Origin of the sequence: Vibrio orientalis CIP 102891 = ATCC 33934, assembly GCF_000176235.1 — a bacterium.
GTDB lineage: Bacteria > Pseudomonadota > Gammaproteobacteria > Enterobacterales > Vibrionaceae > Vibrio > Vibrio orientalis.
Map to the genome: position 1 here is coordinate 1232605 of NZ_ACZV01000005.1, position 15526 is coordinate 1248130.

Here is a 15526-nt window from a genome sequence, read left to right on the forward strand (position 1 = left end):
TATTCTCCGCAATGATTGCTAGAGATAGGCTATTGGCAATTGGCAATTAAACGGCTTTGTAAATAACTTTGTTGCCAGCTAGCTGCTCTTTCACTACTAGGTTTTCTTCTAGAAGTTTTTTAAGAGCGCCTGTTGCCCAAGATGCTGCTTTTGCATCTTCTTGACCAGCCGCTAGACCGATACCTTTAGGGTTGATACCTTCAGCGTTGCTAACAACGATGTCTAGCACTTGTTGCTGCTTTGGAGTAAGCGCAACGTCAGTTGTTTTAGCCGCAGCTACAACTTTCTCCGCAGCTGGTTTTGCAGCTACTTTTTTCTCAACTTCTGGCTTAGCTTTCTTTGTTGCTTCTACTGTTGCAACTGTCGCCTTAATGCGCTTTTGCAGTTTCAGCTGCACTTTACGCTTATGAGCAAGTCTCATCGAGTATTTCTCCATTTCACTGCATACGGAGCAGTGGTGAAAATTTGAAGCGCGATTTATACCAAAATTTTGTTCACATTTACAGGGTATGAGCGGCTTTATGGCACAAAAATACGCGATATGGCGACATGAGACTACAATTTAATCAATACTCTTGGCATAGAGACGTAAACCACTGATTATATAAACAGATGTGCTTTGTTGATTAGAGTTGAGCCAAAATGGAAACCGTACACCTCACCAACCAACCGTTCATTTTCTCTACCATTACCCTCAGATGGGTAGGTGGACTATTGGCGATTGGTTGCTTGATTTTGCTGCTTTATGCCCCTGGAATTGAGCAAGCAGTATTGAGCATCATAGCGATTATCTGTGTGGGAGGATTTGGTTATCTATTGATATTGAAAAGCACGGTTCGCTTCACCCTAACCGCTAGCCATTTCCAGCAACACCTTTTTAAGGGAGGCTGGGTCGTAAAGTGGAGTAACATCAGTAAGATAGGCATTTGTACCTATGAAAATGACGGTTGGCATCAACCGTTGCCTTGGATTGGTATCAAGCTAAGAGATTATTCCCCTTACTTAAATAGCATTTGCCCTAGAATCGCAACCGAAATTCTGTTGAGTCAACGCGCTCTACTCTACCTAGGCGCAAAACAAAACAAACAGGGGGATACCTTTGAGGATATCGTCTTAGATTCAACGATTTATAAAAATGCGCAAGGTGAAGAGTTTAAAGGCTTGCAAGCCATGCTCGCCAATCGCATGAAGTATCAGAGAAGCTATTATGATTACGATATTTTTATCTCGGCTCATGATATCGATAGAGAGCCCGAAGAGTTTGTCGGACTAGTGCGTCGTTATCTTGCCGCAGCAGATCCAAATCAATAAAGACAAAAAAGGCCGCCTATAGCGACCTCTAACTATTCCAATCGAGCAACTTAATAAAGCGGCATCTCGTCAGCCACGAAAGGATTCGATGCTCTTTCACGACCAAAGGTTGATTCAGGACCATGACCCGGAACAAAACGAACGTCATTACCTAGCGGCCACAGTTTAGTTTTGATCGAGCTGATCAATGTATCAAAATCACCTTTAGGGAAATCGGTGCGACCAACAGAGCCGTTAAACAGTACATCGCCAACAAAAGCGAGTTTTGCTTCATCGCTAAATAACACCACATGACCCGGCGTATGACCCGGCGTGTGGATGACATCCATCACCTGATTGCCAAACTTAATCTTGTCGCCTTCATTTAGCCACTGATCAGGTTCAAATGCTTCAGTTAGCGGAAAACCAAACATTTGGCTTTGGCCTTCTAGACCTTGAAGCCAAAAATTGTCATCTTGATGTGGACCAACAATACGCACACCATCGAGCTCGCGAGCTAATGGTTCAGTGCCGCCAACGTGGTCTAAATGACCATGTGTCAGTACAAGGTTAACCACTTTCACACCCAGCTCTTTAATTAGAACCGCGAGCTGTTTTACATCACCACCCGGATCGACGACAACTCCTTCCATTGTTTCGTCACACCAAACGATAGAGCAGTTTTGAGAAAACGACGTCACAGGGACAACTTGATACTTAAGGGACATATATTAACCTTGATAACCATCCAAACTGGCTGAACTATGACACTTGCTCGCCACTTTGACAACTCTCATACAACTGTATGTTTTGCAATTAAGCCCAGTAACGTACAGGCCCAGTATCCATATGAATAAAGTTGCTTCCTGGATAATAGCCAACGCCACCAAATTTTAGCTCACGAGCGATATCGCGCACTTGCTTAAGGTTCACCCCATCTAAGCGAAAGTCGATCGCCTGCCCTAGCATGTGGTAACTCTTTTTCGCCACACCACTCGATTTGCCACGTAGCGCTTCGTTGGTTGCTGGTGAACGGTAACCGGAGATGATTTGCACCTCAGCTTCAACACCAAGTTCTTTTTGAATATTGCTGATATGGTCAAACAGACGTTTGTCCATTGCATGTACTTCATTACGACGGAAATCGCGACAAATGTGGTTCAAACGACCAAGCTCTCTGTCTACGTAATTGCTACCATCGAAATAACACGTTTCTAATGCTTCTCGCGTATGGAGGTTAGTCAAAGCGAGGCTACGCGGTTGATCTGGGTAGGATGCAAGTGCAATGCTTGGCGTACAAGCTGCAACTACCAAACCACTTCCGGCCAGCTTTATAAATTCTCGTCGGGATAATGCCACGATAAATTACCTTCACAAATAAGTTCTAGAAATGTGTCAAACCGCGACACTACATAACTCTTTCATGAAGTTCAAATGCATAAACTATGCACAAAATGACACCAAGCCAATAATAAGAAGCTTACTTATTGAACAGACTAGTAAAAAAGTGATTAAGGAAAAATTGTAAAAAAATGCCAATCAACGAAAAGTATCAATTAGCATCTGTTTAAACATTAACCTTGGGGGAAAACGGCTTTGTCTAGGCGGTAAATATCTTCCCTATAGTGGACACTTCCTTCCTCATACCATGCCGTTTGATAAATGATATGTACGGGCACACGACTTTTTAATGGAATCGATTGATTTGGGCCTGGCGGTTCATCAAGCTTTGCTCTACGAGAAACACCTTGTGCTTCAATCAACCGCTTTGCAAAAACATCTGCATTTTCGACTCGAATACAACCTGAGCTGAAAGCTCGCTGTTGGCGGCTAAATAGACTTTTGCTCGGGGTGTCGTGAAGAAAGATTGCCCTTCTATTCGGTGTGTTGAATTTGTATAAACCAAGCGCGTTGCTATTACCTGACTCTTGAGTCATGCGATATGGAAATGAGCTAGGGTTCAGGTTGTCCCAGTCGATGGTTTCTGGGTTTATGATCTCATCTGAGCCCCACTTGGGTATGATTTTAATATTCTGTTTTGTTAGGTAAGCTCTGTCGTGCTGGACTTTAGGGATAATATCTTCAACCATGATCTTCCATGGAACATTCCAAGTTGGGTTCAAGATTAATGAGTCGAGCCTAATTTGCATCAAAGGGGTTGGTCGCTCAATCTTTCCTACCACGACTTTTGATTCAAAGACTTCTTCGCCCGAAGACCAGTAGGTCATTTGAAAGCTTGGCACATTAACTACGATGATCGTGTCACGCTGAGATGGCCAGTAGCGAATTCTTTCGGCATTAATCGCTAACGTACTCAAGCGTTTTTCAATCGGCAGATTAATCCATTTGATAGTCTCTGGGCCTATTATCCCGTCAGGCTTCAAACCATGTAAATTTTGGAATTGCTTAACGGCAACTTTTAACGTTTGGTCAAACCAGCGAATGTCTTTCCTCACATCAATAAGATCGACGTCAACAATGGACAAGCGTTGAATCAATACATCACGATTTTCTAATCGATCCCCTACTCGTTTGATTCCCACTTGGCGATAAGGTGGTGTGTTTAGTTTGTCAAACTTAATGATGTGCAGATAAGTATCAATAAGATACTGATACTCTTGAGAATCTGGTGTGTAACGCTCAATCAGTTCAGCCAAATGTTGTTGCGAGATGCCTCTTTTAAGCGCGATCTGAGCACTTTGGGGCGGCAGTGGTAATGGAGTCGATAACTTTTGTTCAAAAAACCAATATTTGCCATCGTTTTTTGCTGATTCGGCATAGCTTAAATAAAGCAAAAGCGTGTCTGTTGCTAACACATCATACTCATGCCAGCGATTACTTTTACGATAAAACTGCAGGTAACTTAATTGACGAGAAAATAGTGGGCTAAAGCCAGCATGATCGATGACTTCTAATTGAAACTCAAGCTTGCTTCCCTGCTGCAAATCAAACCACACCATTTGGTTATCATTTTCACGATAAACTTCCTCAACCGCTTGTGGGAATTGAAGTAAACCATATAGCGGGCTATCTGATGGAAGCCACCCAATTTGATTAAAATACTGCGCGCCGAAAACTGCTGGTGTGAATAGACTCAACACCAACAGTTTGCAAATCCATCTTGCCATTCGAGAACCCTCTAGCTCCTTGAACTTTCAGTATGGCAGAGTTATGGATAAACAAAACGGCTTGTTTGTGAGAATCACTCCATTAACACGTAAGAATCACTCCCCTCACCCTATCACTGACCAATGGTTATCCCATTGAACCCCAGATCGAGCCGTCACTTTATTACCAGGTGCAGCTTGACTAATGACACTGCCAGCACCAGAACTGACCCTAAATTCGTCACCTTGGACAACCACGCCCGATGCATCAGGCAAAGGAGAAAGTTCTACTAATTGCTGGGTATGCTTAGACCAAATACCATAACAGTTACCTCTTGGAGACGTGGCTAATATCCACTCGTCCGTCGCTGCAATGCTCGCAATATAATGATTGAACCTTGCCCATTGCTCCGGTTCAGCCTTTAGCGGCAATAACGCTTCACCCAAAGTATGCATCGCCAATAGCGATGGGTATTCATCAGGCTCTCCGCGATATTGTTGTCCACACAGCACGGTCTTAGAACCATCATGCGCTAAATGCCTAATGCTCAATTTGTTATCTGCCAGTCCAACTTGTTCTATCAATTCACCGTTGGGGTCAAGGTAACTTAAGCTCGGTTGCATGGTAGCGATGTTTAGAGGTTTTCGACCATTGGTATGAACGCCGCCAACACCAATCGCTAAGGTGTCATCAGGCATAACAATAACTTCATGCGGGCCTAAACCAAACTGAGAAAACTCCGCGACTTTTTCATAACCGGCGACCACATCATAGACGCCAATGATGCCGCGACTGCTGCCGCGCTCACCTTCTGTCGCATACAACCACTGCCCATCATTGGAATACACTCCGTGCCCATAATAGTGGCGGTTTTTATCTGCTACTCTCAGCTTAATCGACTCACCAGTTTGGTAATCAAACACTTGAAAATAGGTACCCGGTCTGCGCGCAAATGCAACGGCGTGATGTAATGCTGCGTTTGCGGCTACACCATGGCCCCTTTCTGGTAAAGCAATCTGACGTAATGGCATTCCAGCCGAATCAGCGACAACCGCATTAAAGCGATCGCGTCCGGAAATAGAACAGCCGATAAGTACTGGTGCTGAGCTTTGCTTAGAAGTTACTGTGCAACCCACCAGTGGATACGCGGCGCCAAACAACGCGGCCTTTAGTAATGAGCGTCTTGTATTATCAGTCACCATCAGTTGCGTTAAATCCTATAATCACACCAAGCTCTATCGCGACTTCTTCGTGAATCAGATACTTAAGCTGCTCTAGCTTATTGTATTGCGAATAGGCGGTTTGATAGCCGCGCTTGGTTTGCAACAATTCAAACAGGCTCTCATTGGTTGGCCAAGTTTCTATCGCCATCGAAAATTGATTAGCAATTCTATCCGCCAAAGAAGATTTTCCTTTTGCTCTAAGAGTGGCATCAAGCCCTTTCCCTTTCGCAAAGTAAAGTGCCTGCAGTGCTTCAAGATTAGCTTTGAGGTTCATCATCGATGTTTCAGAACGCCAAGATTCAGCAAAGTATGGTCGAGGTTGTCCAAACTTTGCCAAAGGACGACTCATTTTCTTCATGCTGTATTCAAGCTGATTCGAAAGCAAAGCGATGTATTCAGAATCCCATTGTTTTTCGTCTAGCTCTACCCAAGGGTTAGTTGCCCACGCCTGCGCAATACTAGAAGTATTCTGCGCAATGTTAGCTGCAATCGACTCAGCAGTAGAACAGGTCACTGGATTCGTGTTTAGATCGGAGGCTTTGTCATACAGTAACCATTCAATCGAGCCCAGCCCCTGAACAGTGACGCTTTGCTGTGATATTTCTTCAACACCCCATGATTTAGGCTGCTTGATCAATGCCCCCATCTTACGTCCAGTGGTATTTTTCTTGTCCGGCCAAAATTGAATGTTCCAGCTCTGAGCTAATGCTAATTCTGGTCCACGCTCTTGGCCTTGAAGTGCCATCCACGCCATCATAGTTTGCTGCCACTGGCTCTTAACTGCCTCAATTTCTTGATTTGCTGAGCAATAACCTTTCATAGTTAGAGATAGCTTTTCAGCTTCATTTTTCAATTGCTGAGCAGACGCAAACTCAACTTGATAAACACCTTGGCTGAAATGATTCGTCATCTCTGGTTTGATGGTATCGCTATCGGAAGATTGGCAGCCGGTCATCAGTGCCACTATCGCTGCACTCAAAGTCATTTGTTTAAGATTCATCATTCACCCTATAACGAATTCAAGAAGGCGATCAGCGCTTCTCTTTCTTTCTTGCTGAATTTTAAGACATTGCTCTTAGCTGCTTCTGCCTCACCACCGTGCCACAGTACAGCTTCCATCAAGTTTCGAGCGCGTCCATCATGTAAGAAATAGGTATGACCGTTCACTTCTTGCGTGTACCCAATGCCCCAAAGTGGCGGAGTACGCCATTCTTGACCATTAGCTAAATACTCCGGACGATTGTCCGCTAAGCCAGGTCCCATGTCATGCAGTAGCATATCTGTGTATGGGTGAATAACCTGTTCCGATAGCGCAGGTAGGTTATCTCTCTTAGCTGTTTTAATGCTGGTCTTATGACAACTTTCACAACCCGCTTTCGCGAACAGATCTTGGCCCTGCTTCACTTGCGGATCGTTAACATTGCGACGAATGGGAACCGCAAGGTGCTGCGAATAAAACTCGACAAAATCAAGGATGTTGTCGCTAACCTCTGGATTACCACCATTTGGCATGTCATCACAAATTGACTGCTTAGAAGTACAGTTTTCATTGGGGAACAGGTTACTGGTTAAACCAACATCACCATTGAATGCTGCTGCATTTTGCTGCATCAAATTGGGCTGCCCCGCTTTCCAACCAAAGCGACCAATTGCGAAGTCTTCTTTACGAACATCCCAAACCACGTTTACCTTGCCCGAAATACCATCATTGTTGGTATCATTTTCATCAGCCCACTGTTTCAATGTTGCATCAGGGATGCTCTCTAAGAGACCGAGTCCAATCATTGGTGGTGCAACGCGCGCTGACATTTGTGTATCAGGGTGCATCTCACCATAGCCTAAATCGGTGATCGTTAAGTTTGGTTTACGTAGATTAACCACAGTACCATCGGTAAACGTCATTGGAACCTCTTGGTAGGTAATGTTGATCGTTCCTTCTGGCTTTTGATCTTGCAAAGCAAAGTCTTGAAGTTGTCCACCATAGGTAGGCTCCGGAATAACCCCATCCTTGATAAACGCTTTTTTCTGCGCTGGCGTCATCGCAGGAATACTCAACCTAACTAGCATTGACACCGCATGCAGATCGTTTTCTTCAGGCGGGTGGCCACGCCCATCTTTAATATGACAATTTTGGCATCCATTAGTATTAAACAACGGCCCTAGACCATCACGCGCATCGGTAGAGGCAGGCGCTTGAACCCAAGGATTTCGAAAAAAACTGTTTCCGACGCTGAAATCCAGCCTTTTAGACATGGGCAGGTTGCCAGCAGGCAATGAAAAAGCGTTAGGGCCTTCTTTTTTCACTGAGGTATCGCCGCCAGATTTGGTGTCATATGCGGCAACTGACGAAGAAACTGTGAGTAAGAACAGACTGATGATGGCAGGTTTCGTGTACAACTTCATTACGATGGCTCACTAAGCGGATATATCCGCACAAACTAAATGGGAATAATTCTCAAATGCACAATGTATATAAACGTCAAAAGGGCTCTAATGAGCCCTTTCTATTGATCTAAGTATTAATTAGAACTCATGGTCTGCTGTATCTGGATTCAGGCTAGTGATACCGACAATTTTTGCAGCACGTTCAATTTGTACTGTTTGCGCTACTAGAGACATGATTGTGTCATTGACTAGAGCATTACCTTGCGTATTGCCCGCAGCGATTAACTGGTCGAAGTACTGATTGTTCTTCTCTGCAGAAGTCACTAATTGACCGACCTGAGAACGAGTCATATCAAACTGCTTTTGAATCTCTTGCGCGGCTTGCTTATCGTTTTGGCTTACAAGGTCATGGATACTTGGGCCTGACAGTAGTGTGCCATCTTCACGCTTGTAAAGACCTGTGTATACGTTATAGATGCCCTGCTCATTGTAGTAATGCGAGTTGTGCGTGTTGTCTGAGAAACAGTCATGCTCATCTTCAGTTGAGTTTGCTTCTAGAGCAACTTTCATACGCTCACCTGCAAGCTCACCTAGAGATAGTGAACCCATGCCAAATAGCATTTTACGTAGACCATTATCTGCTGAATCGTTTAGTAGCTCTTCACGGTAGTTACCTTTCACGTCAGCAGACCATTGGTTTTCCATCCACTCTAGATCTTGAACAAGAAGCTCAGCTGCTGCTTTCAAGAAGTCGCCACGACGATCACAGTGACCATTGGTACACTCTGCGCCAACAACAAAGTCGGTGTAAGCACGTTGACCAGCACCAGCATTAGTGCCGTTTAAGTCTTGGCCCCATAGTAAGAATTCAATCGCGTGGTAGCCTGATGCAACGTTCGCTTCAGAACCACCTACTTCGTTTAAGTCTGCAATAAGTTGGGGCGTAATTTTCGCAACGTCGAGTTTAGATGCGCCAATAGTCAGCTCTGTGTTTGCAACGATATTTGCGTTAGCGCCTTCATTACCTAGTTCATATTGGTAATCAGCAGAAACGTAATCGATTAAGCCTTCATCCAGTGGCCAAGCGTTAAGTTGACCTTCCCAATCATCAACAACCGCGTTACCAAAACGGAATACTTCAGACTGTTGGTACGGTACGCGAGAAGCAAGCCATACTTGCTTTACTTGTTCAAATTTAGCTGCAGTTGGATTAGCTAGAAAGTTTTCGATTGAAACATCTAGCGCTTTAGCAGTCGTCACAGAGTCTGCAAATACTGCGTGAGCAACATCCGCATAATGCTCTACGACTTGATCTTTTGTTACGTTTGCTGCGAAAACTGAACCGCTAGCGATCAAAAGTGAAGCGGCGACAGATTGAGCCAAGAGGTTTTTTACATTCATTGAAAAGCATCCTTGTTGAGCTTAATAATTATTCTACATTGTTAGTGCTAATTATTCTCATTTGCACTATTAATGCGAATAATACAAACTTACAATTTTTTTGCAACCCAGAAACGAAAAAAGCCTCACTAAAGTGAGGCTTTTATCAACATAGGCTTTTCAATATGTTAGATATCTAGATTGTGCTTACCGTGAGAGACTTTGGCTTGTAGATAACCTTCGTTGCCATCTTTAACATGCGCAGAGGTATTGACTACTTCTTCTATCTGAATGCCATATTCTTTCAGATCATTGACCTTCTTCGGATTGTTGGTCACCAAACGAATTCGCTCTGCACCTAACGCTTTAAGCATCTGTGCTGCTTCGGTGAAATCACGAAGATCATCTCCAAAACCAAGATGGTTGTTCGCCTCGTAGGTATTCATTCCTTCGCTTTGAAGCTTATAAGCGTCAATTTTATTGTATAGACCAATTCCGCGCCCTTCTTGTCGTAAGTACAAGATAATGCCGCCAGATTCGCCCATGCGATTGATCGTTTCGTCAAGTTGCTCACCGCAGTCACAGCGTGATGAGTGGAATACATCACCAGTAAGGCACTCTGAATGCATACGGACAAGTGGCGCTTCTTGGTTTTTATCGGCTTGTTTAAATATTACCGCCACGTGCTCTTTTTCTGTTTTCAATCCATGAAAAGAAAGTAGCTCCGCATCGATGTTACTGTTTACACCTACTTTGAAGTCGACTCTGGCTCTTACTTCCGCCATATTTTTACTCACTTGAATCTCTATGTTTTTATCTAGTGTGGGATTTATCAAAAGATCTCACTTTGAAACTAACTATGGGGACTCTTACGTCATAATTCAATGGTTAGTTAGCAATTGTTATAATATAACATTTTAACATTGAGGCAATAAAAAACCCCACAATAATATTGTGAGGCTATCATCAGGTGAGTCAGCAGGGGTTAGTCTTGCTGGTGTTTCCACACCGAGTGTTCAATCCATAACGTCTCTAGCTCTCTTAATTCTTCTTCACTCAAAAATGAAAGCGTCGGTTTTGTCTGAGGCAGTGCATAAGCCTGAAACGCACTGATATGTGCGTAAAAGTCTGTACGTAATTGAGATATATTTAAGTTCACTGCTCTTCCCTAAGACGGTTGATTGCTTAAAACTGCTCATTGGATTGATTCTTCTCATAAATGATAACAAATTACAGTATTTACGCAAAGAAAGCGTCAATTTATGAGCTAAAAGTCACATTTTTGTTGTGGTTTTACTCTTTACAATTCATGAAGTTATACGATCTATTTTGATCATTTAGAATAGCTCTGCCTCATCAAATAGATCATCATCATTTAAATGTGAACTTGCTTTAGACAGATCCTCATAACACTGTATTTGATTACGCCCCGATTCTTTAGCGAAATAGAGCGCTTTGTCTGCATGATCGAGTATCGTAGGTAGGTACTGAGTCCGAGAAATCACACATAAACCGCAACTGAAGGTCACCTTGTTAACCTGAGGAAAACGGTATTGTTCTATTAAGGAGCGAAAATTCTCTAGCGTGTTTAAAACTTGCTGCTTTTCCTGAGGAGGAAAGATGATGACAAATTCTTCTCCACCAAAGCGGAATAATTGTTCGTTGTTGCAGAAATAGTTTTGCATCTGTTGCGCGAACAACAACAGTACTTCATCACCTATCATGTGACCGAAAGTGTCGTTGATATTTTTAAAGTGATCTAAATCGATGATCGCAACCCACATATTCAAACCATCAACGTCACCGGGGACTAGGTCAAAACATCGTGTTAATCGCTCTTCTAATGTCCTTCGGTTAAGCAGTCCGGTTAACTTATCACGCTCACTTTCATGCAAAACAACTAAGTAGTTTTTATAGATTTTCGCAAATCCATCTATCAGTAAATGATACTCCTCAATATCGCCATCCATTTCTACAATAAGCTCAGCGGAGCAATCAGAAGAAATTGGAATCGGATAACAAATGGTATGGGTGTTTCTGCATGTTTTATATATATCGCATTCAACCGCCTCATGATCATGCTGGCTTGTGCGCATACCCGAGTTTTCATACTGCCATTGATAACTTCCAGAGCCTCGGTTCAATGTAACTTCGGCTAATACTACCTTTGTATTTGCAATATAATAAGTCAGGCTTGCATTGATAACTGGCATCATTTCGGTCAACGTTGCTAATACACAATGACCTAAAGAAATCGAATTTCTCTGCTCAGTAATCTCGACAACCGAGTCCAGTATTCTATCTTTCATCCGTCAGCCCCAACTTGGTTACTGAATAAATAAAGTATAGGGCCAAGATCACCAATATGCCATTCATGTCATATAATTGGATTTGCTAGTCACTTTTTATGAGGGAATAACATGTTTCTAGTTCGTTTAGTTTATGCTAGTACGGTCAATCTAGGGATCACACCAATAGACATCGAAGGTTTGCTGAACAAAGCCAAAAAAAATAATGAATCAGTCGACGTAACAGGACTGCTTCTTTTTAATCAAAACTATTTCTTACAGTGTCTTGAAGGTTCACGTTCGCGCGTTAATTAATGACATCTATCATCAAATCTTGAACGACCAAAGACATAATAAAATTGTCTTGCTCGATTATAGGGAAGTATCAGAAAGAGAATTTGGCGAATGGAGTATGGGGTACATACCAGAGATTGCTATGACGGCACCAGTAAATTTGAAGTATTCATCAAACAAGAGCTTCGACCCCTACAATATGTCGGGCCCAAGTGCTCACAAGTTTCTTGTTCATCTGAGTAAAATAGTCAATGTAGTCTAAAAAAAGCAGGCTTAGCCTGCTTTTTTTACTTTCTACTACCTAATCTTACGTTGCCGTTACCATCAAACCACAACGCTTCGTTACGACGGCGACCTATCAGAATAGGACCATCATCATAGAATAAAAAGTTCTTCCAACATCTCTTAAATGTCGACCATTTCGTTTCAATAACGTTATACTTTTCATAGCAAAAGTAGACGGTTACGTCATCTTGCCAATCAATAAATGCGAGTATTTCTTCAGGTAAACTTTCATCATCAGACTCCCACGCGGCCATCCAATCGATCGTTTCCTTCCAATTGGACTCGTTCATTGGCCAATCTGAAGAGCTCAAACGATCCACATCTGGACTCTGTGCACTAATGTTCTCTTGCCACAGCTGAGACGACCTAGCCTGAGTCATCGGTTTAATCGCTTTCAGCTCTTCCTCTGGAGCGGGCATCGATTGGTGCGTGAAAATCCATTTTCTTTGGTATTCATCCAAAGTTAAATACGACATTTAGTAACCTCTTAAAGCACTATGCTTTTAGCCAACCATTATTGGTGGCCTCTTCAATAATTTGTTTCGCTTTATCCCACAACGTTTCAGAACCAAGCTGAATTTTTTGGTTCACCGTTAACGCTTGCTCCCTTGTCACACCATGTTCCTGCCAACTTTGACCTTGATTATGGTAATTCAACAGCATAGGAATAATGCGATCGAGCGCTTTGGCAAACTTGGCATCAGCACTGTCCGCTGATTCAAATTCTAACCATAGTTCAAAGAGCTCTTTGCCTTGCTCTTCGGGCAGCATACCAAAAAGGCGCTTGGCCGCTTCGAGCTCTTTCTCTTCTTGCTTAGCCGATGCGGCGGTGTCATAAACGAAAGTGTCACCAGCGTCTATTTCAACAATGTCATGGAGAAGTAGCATTTTCACCACTCGCCCAGTATCGACAGGCTCGTTTGCATACTCTTCCATTAAAATCGCCATCAGCGCTACGTGCCAACTATGTTCTGCACTGTTCTCTAGACGTTTTTCTGCGCTTTTAACCCGAGTACGGCGCAACACCGACTTGAGGCGATCTAACTCCATTAACAGAGCTAGTTGCTTCTCTAGTCTTTCCATCTTACGCATCCTCCCAGTTTGGATTCACTAGTGACGTTAAATTGTGGTCTTCCCACTGGCCGTCAATCAACAAGTATTTTTCAGCAAAGCCTTCTTTTTTAAACCCCACACGTTCCAACACCAATTCACTGCGTGTATTTCTAGGCATATAACTAGCCATAATGCGGTGCATATTTTGGATTTTGAACATGTAGTTAACCGCCATTTTCACCGCTCGAGTCATCACGCCACGACCTTGGGCACTATCAGCCAGCGAATAACCCATGTTGCAGGCATGAAACGGAAAACGAGAGACGTTGCTAAATGAAACCGTACCAAGCATTTGGTTGGTTTCTTTATCCAAGATAATCAGGTAGTACCCAAGCCCCATTCGATGTAACTCATTGAGCTTTATCAAGCGCTGCGTCCAGCCTGATTCGGAATAAAAAGCGTCTTCGCGTTTTGGTTCCCAAGGCTTCAAATGCGCTCGATTTGCTATAAAGTAATCTGATATTAACTTGCCATCCGTCGGCTCAGCCGTGCGGATAACAATGTCTTGATCTACTTCATAAGCTTGGGTAGGCGTACTTACTCTTTTCATACTAGTTTTTACGAATTCCGTATTCACGAAGCTTATTCGCCACGGAAGTGTGCGAAACGTTCAAGCGCTTAGCCAACTTACGACTTGATGGGAATGACTGATATAAGCGACCAAGTACTTGCGACTCATACTCTTTCATTATTTCGTCGAGAGAACCGTCTAGGCTCAATGCCGGACCATTAGCGCTCGCGGTATCAAGTTGAGGCAAGTGGAATAAATCAGCGGTCAATTCCTCACTTTCCAGTTCGGTTAACGCACGTAGAACCATGTTCTCCAACTGGCGCATATTGCCAGGCCATTGATAACTTACAAGTTGATCGACAAGGCTATCCGCAATTCTAGGTTTAGAGATACCAAGCTGGGAAACGTACTTGGCAATAAATAGCTCTAGTAATGGAGTGATATCGTTTGAACGCTCACGCAGTGGCGGAATCTGCAAGGTCAGTACATTAAGACGATAAAATAGGTCTTCGCGGAAAGTGCCTGATTCAGCAAGGTCTGCCAAGTGATGACGAGTTGAAGCGATCACACGTACATCAACGTGAATTTCATCCTCTTCGCCTACTCGACGGAAGCGACCATCTTGAAGTAGACGCAGCAGTTTAATTTGCAGGTGCGGACTCATTTCGCCGATTTCATCTAAGAAAACCGTGCCACCGTTAGCTTGCTCAAAAATGCCCTTGTGCCCTTGCTCATGGTTAAATGAACCTGGCGCGTGACCAAATAACTCTGTCTCAGCAACGTCATCAGGCATCGAGGCACAGCTTAAAACTAAAAATGGATTTGCGGCGCGATGAGAGCGACTGTGACAAGCTCGCGCAAGCATCTCTTTACCTGTTCCAGTCTCACCTTGAATCAACAACGGTTGATCAAGCATAGAGAGCTTTTTCGCCTGACTGATTAATGCTTTATGTCGGTTCGAAGCACCAACAAAATGTTCAAAGCCTAAGTTGTTGTGTAGTGGGAGCGAATCATCAAACAATGGCTTTTCTTGCGTTGAGCGAATGATCATCACGGTACTGGCGAGCACCGATTCCTTCGCTTCGTTGGTGATATACACTGGCATGATTTCCATCATGTAATCTAAACCACGAATCACAATCTCTTCACGCTGGCGAGTAATATTACCTTCCGCCCATTTTGCAAAGTTGAAGCTTGGCAGTAGCGTGGTAATTTGGTGACCAATCATCTCGCTCTCTTCACTGGCAAACAGTGAAAGTGCTGCGTGGTTCGCCATATCAACGTGACCTTTTAGATCAATCGCTAAAACTGGTTCAGGCAGGTTATTTAGCAGTGATATAAGCTCATTGTTGTGGCGCTCAATCGGCATAAATTGGATTTTTCGAACATCTTTCACACCTGAAATGCGGCGAATCTCAGCCATGAGCTCGCTAAAGGTATCAAAATCGATATCCGGACAATTGAGGTAAATAATCCCAGTAACATCGATTTCGATACCGCGAAGATCAAGGTTTTTGGAAGCAAGAATATCGAGTAGTTCACGAGTCAGACCAAGTCTGTCCTCACAGAAAACTTCTAAGCGCACAGATGAGTTCCTAACTTAGGTGTCACGAAAAGTTGACAGTAGTTTCTCTTAAGCCTAGATCCTC

The 15526-nt window shown here is 43.4% G+C and carries 18 protein-coding genes; 3 read left to right on the forward strand and 15 right to left on the reverse strand.

What is annotated here, in order from left to right:
• Window positions 1–46 precede the first annotated feature (46 nt).
• Entirely contained in the window at window positions 47–421 is a 375-nt protein-coding gene (locus tag VIA_RS16355) for a hypothetical protein (RefSeq protein ID WP_004414309.1), read from the reverse strand.
• Window positions 422–642: 221 nt separating this feature from the next.
• Here VIA_RS16355 and VIA_RS16360 point away from each other — a divergent pair, with 221 nt between their 5' ends.
• Window positions 643–1311, forward strand: coding sequence for a DUF2982 domain-containing protein (locus VIA_RS16360; RefSeq protein WP_004414310.1), 669 nt, complete (start codon window positions 643–645; stop codon window positions 1309–1311).
• Between the two features lie 50 nt (window positions 1312–1361).
• Here the strand turns inward: VIA_RS16360 and VIA_RS16365 are convergent, their stop codons facing one another.
• The 10 genes from VIA_RS16365 to VIA_RS16410 form a co-directional block, all read right to left on the reverse strand.
• Window positions 1362–2018: an MBL fold metallo-hydrolase gene (locus tag VIA_RS16365; RefSeq protein ID WP_004414311.1), complete on the reverse strand. Its 657-nt coding sequence runs from the start codon at window positions 2016–2018 to the stop codon at window positions 1362–1364.
• An 88-nt stretch (window positions 2019–2106) separates the two neighbouring features.
• Complete coding sequence (gene mepK / locus VIA_RS16370; protein WP_004417493.1) at window positions 2107–2649, reverse strand: peptidoglycan L,D-endopeptidase MepK; 543 nt, start codon at window positions 2647–2649, stop codon at window positions 2107–2109.
• A 215-nt stretch (window positions 2650–2864) separates the two neighbouring features.
• Entirely contained in the window at window positions 2865–4418 is a 1554-nt protein-coding gene (locus VIA_RS16375) for a L,D-transpeptidase family protein (protein ID WP_004414313.1), read from the reverse strand.
• Window positions 4419–4523: 105 nt separating this feature from the next.
• Window positions 4524–5600 carry a DUF1513 domain-containing protein gene (locus VIA_RS16380; RefSeq protein ID WP_004414315.1) on the reverse strand — a complete coding sequence of 359 codons (1077 nt, stop codon included), beginning with the start codon at window positions 5598–5600 and terminating at the stop codon, window positions 4524–4526.
• Window positions 5590–6621 carry an imelysin family protein gene (locus VIA_RS16385; RefSeq protein WP_004414316.1) on the reverse strand — a complete coding sequence of 344 codons (1032 nt, stop codon included), beginning with the start codon at window positions 6619–6621 and terminating at the stop codon, window positions 5590–5592. Before VIA_RS16385 ends, VIA_RS16380 begins: the two co-directional genes overlap by 11 nt.
• 8 nt (window positions 6622–6629) lie before the next feature.
• The gene (locus VIA_RS16390; RefSeq protein ID WP_004417492.1) at window positions 6630–8024 is read right to left on the reverse strand and encodes a di-heme oxidoreductase family protein; all 1395 of its coding nucleotides are present in this window, start codon (window positions 8022–8024) and stop codon (window positions 6630–6632) included.
• A gap of 120 nt (window positions 8025–8144) precedes the next feature.
• A complete protein-coding gene (locus VIA_RS16395; RefSeq protein ID WP_004414319.1) occupies window positions 8145–9407 on the reverse strand; it encodes an imelysin family protein in 1263 nt (420 codons plus the stop codon).
• 167 nt (window positions 9408–9574) lie between these two features.
• Window positions 9575–10171, reverse strand: coding sequence for a GTP cyclohydrolase II (locus VIA_RS16400; RefSeq protein WP_004417490.1), 597 nt, complete (start codon window positions 10169–10171; stop codon window positions 9575–9577).
• 200 nt (window positions 10172–10371) lie between these two features.
• Complete coding sequence (locus VIA_RS22440; protein ID WP_004414321.1) at window positions 10372–10545, reverse strand: hypothetical protein; 174 nt, start codon at window positions 10543–10545, stop codon at window positions 10372–10374.
• Between the two features lie 178 nt (window positions 10546–10723).
• Complete coding sequence (locus VIA_RS16410) at window positions 10724–11695, reverse strand: GGDEF domain-containing protein (RefSeq protein ID WP_004414322.1); 972 nt, start codon at window positions 11693–11695, stop codon at window positions 10724–10726.
• Window positions 11696–11806: 111 nt separating this feature from the next.
• Here VIA_RS16410 and VIA_RS22615 point away from each other — a divergent pair, with 111 nt between their 5' ends.
• Together VIA_RS22615 and VIA_RS22620 are read left to right on the forward strand one after the other, a co-directional pair.
• Window positions 11807–11989 (forward strand): BLUF domain-containing protein, encoded by a 183-nt coding sequence (locus VIA_RS22615; protein WP_004414323.1) that lies wholly within the window; start codon window positions 11807–11809, stop codon window positions 11987–11989.
• Window positions 11990–12008: 19 nt separating this feature from the next.
• A complete protein-coding gene (locus VIA_RS22620) occupies window positions 12009–12230 on the forward strand; it encodes a BLUF domain-containing protein (RefSeq protein WP_160162472.1) in 222 nt (73 codons plus the stop codon).
• Between the two features lie 25 nt (window positions 12231–12255).
• Here VIA_RS22620 and VIA_RS16420 read toward each other — a convergent pair whose 3' ends face one another.
• Genes VIA_RS16420 through tyrR form a run of 4 tightly spaced genes read right to left on the reverse strand, consistent with a single transcriptional unit; the run spans window position 12256 to window position 15462 of the window.
• On the reverse strand, window positions 12256–12729 hold the full coding sequence (locus tag VIA_RS16420) for a DUF2947 domain-containing protein (protein WP_004414324.1): 474 nt from the start codon (window positions 12727–12729) through the stop codon (window positions 12256–12258).
• 19 nt (window positions 12730–12748) lie between these two features.
• Window positions 12749–13336 (reverse strand): HD domain-containing protein, encoded by a 588-nt coding sequence (locus tag VIA_RS16425; RefSeq protein ID WP_004414325.1) that lies wholly within the window; start codon window positions 13334–13336, stop codon window positions 12749–12751.
• Between the two features lies 1 nt (window position 13337).
• Window positions 13338–13916, reverse strand: coding sequence for a ribosomal protein S5-alanine N-acetyltransferase (rimJ, locus tag VIA_RS16430; protein WP_004414326.1), 579 nt, complete (start codon window positions 13914–13916; stop codon window positions 13338–13340).
• A gap of 1 nt (window position 13917) precedes the next feature.
• Complete coding sequence (gene tyrR, locus VIA_RS16435; RefSeq protein WP_004414327.1) at window positions 13918–15462, reverse strand: transcriptional regulator TyrR; 1545 nt, start codon at window positions 15460–15462, stop codon at window positions 13918–13920.
• Between the last annotated feature and the right edge of the window lie 64 nt (window positions 15463–15526).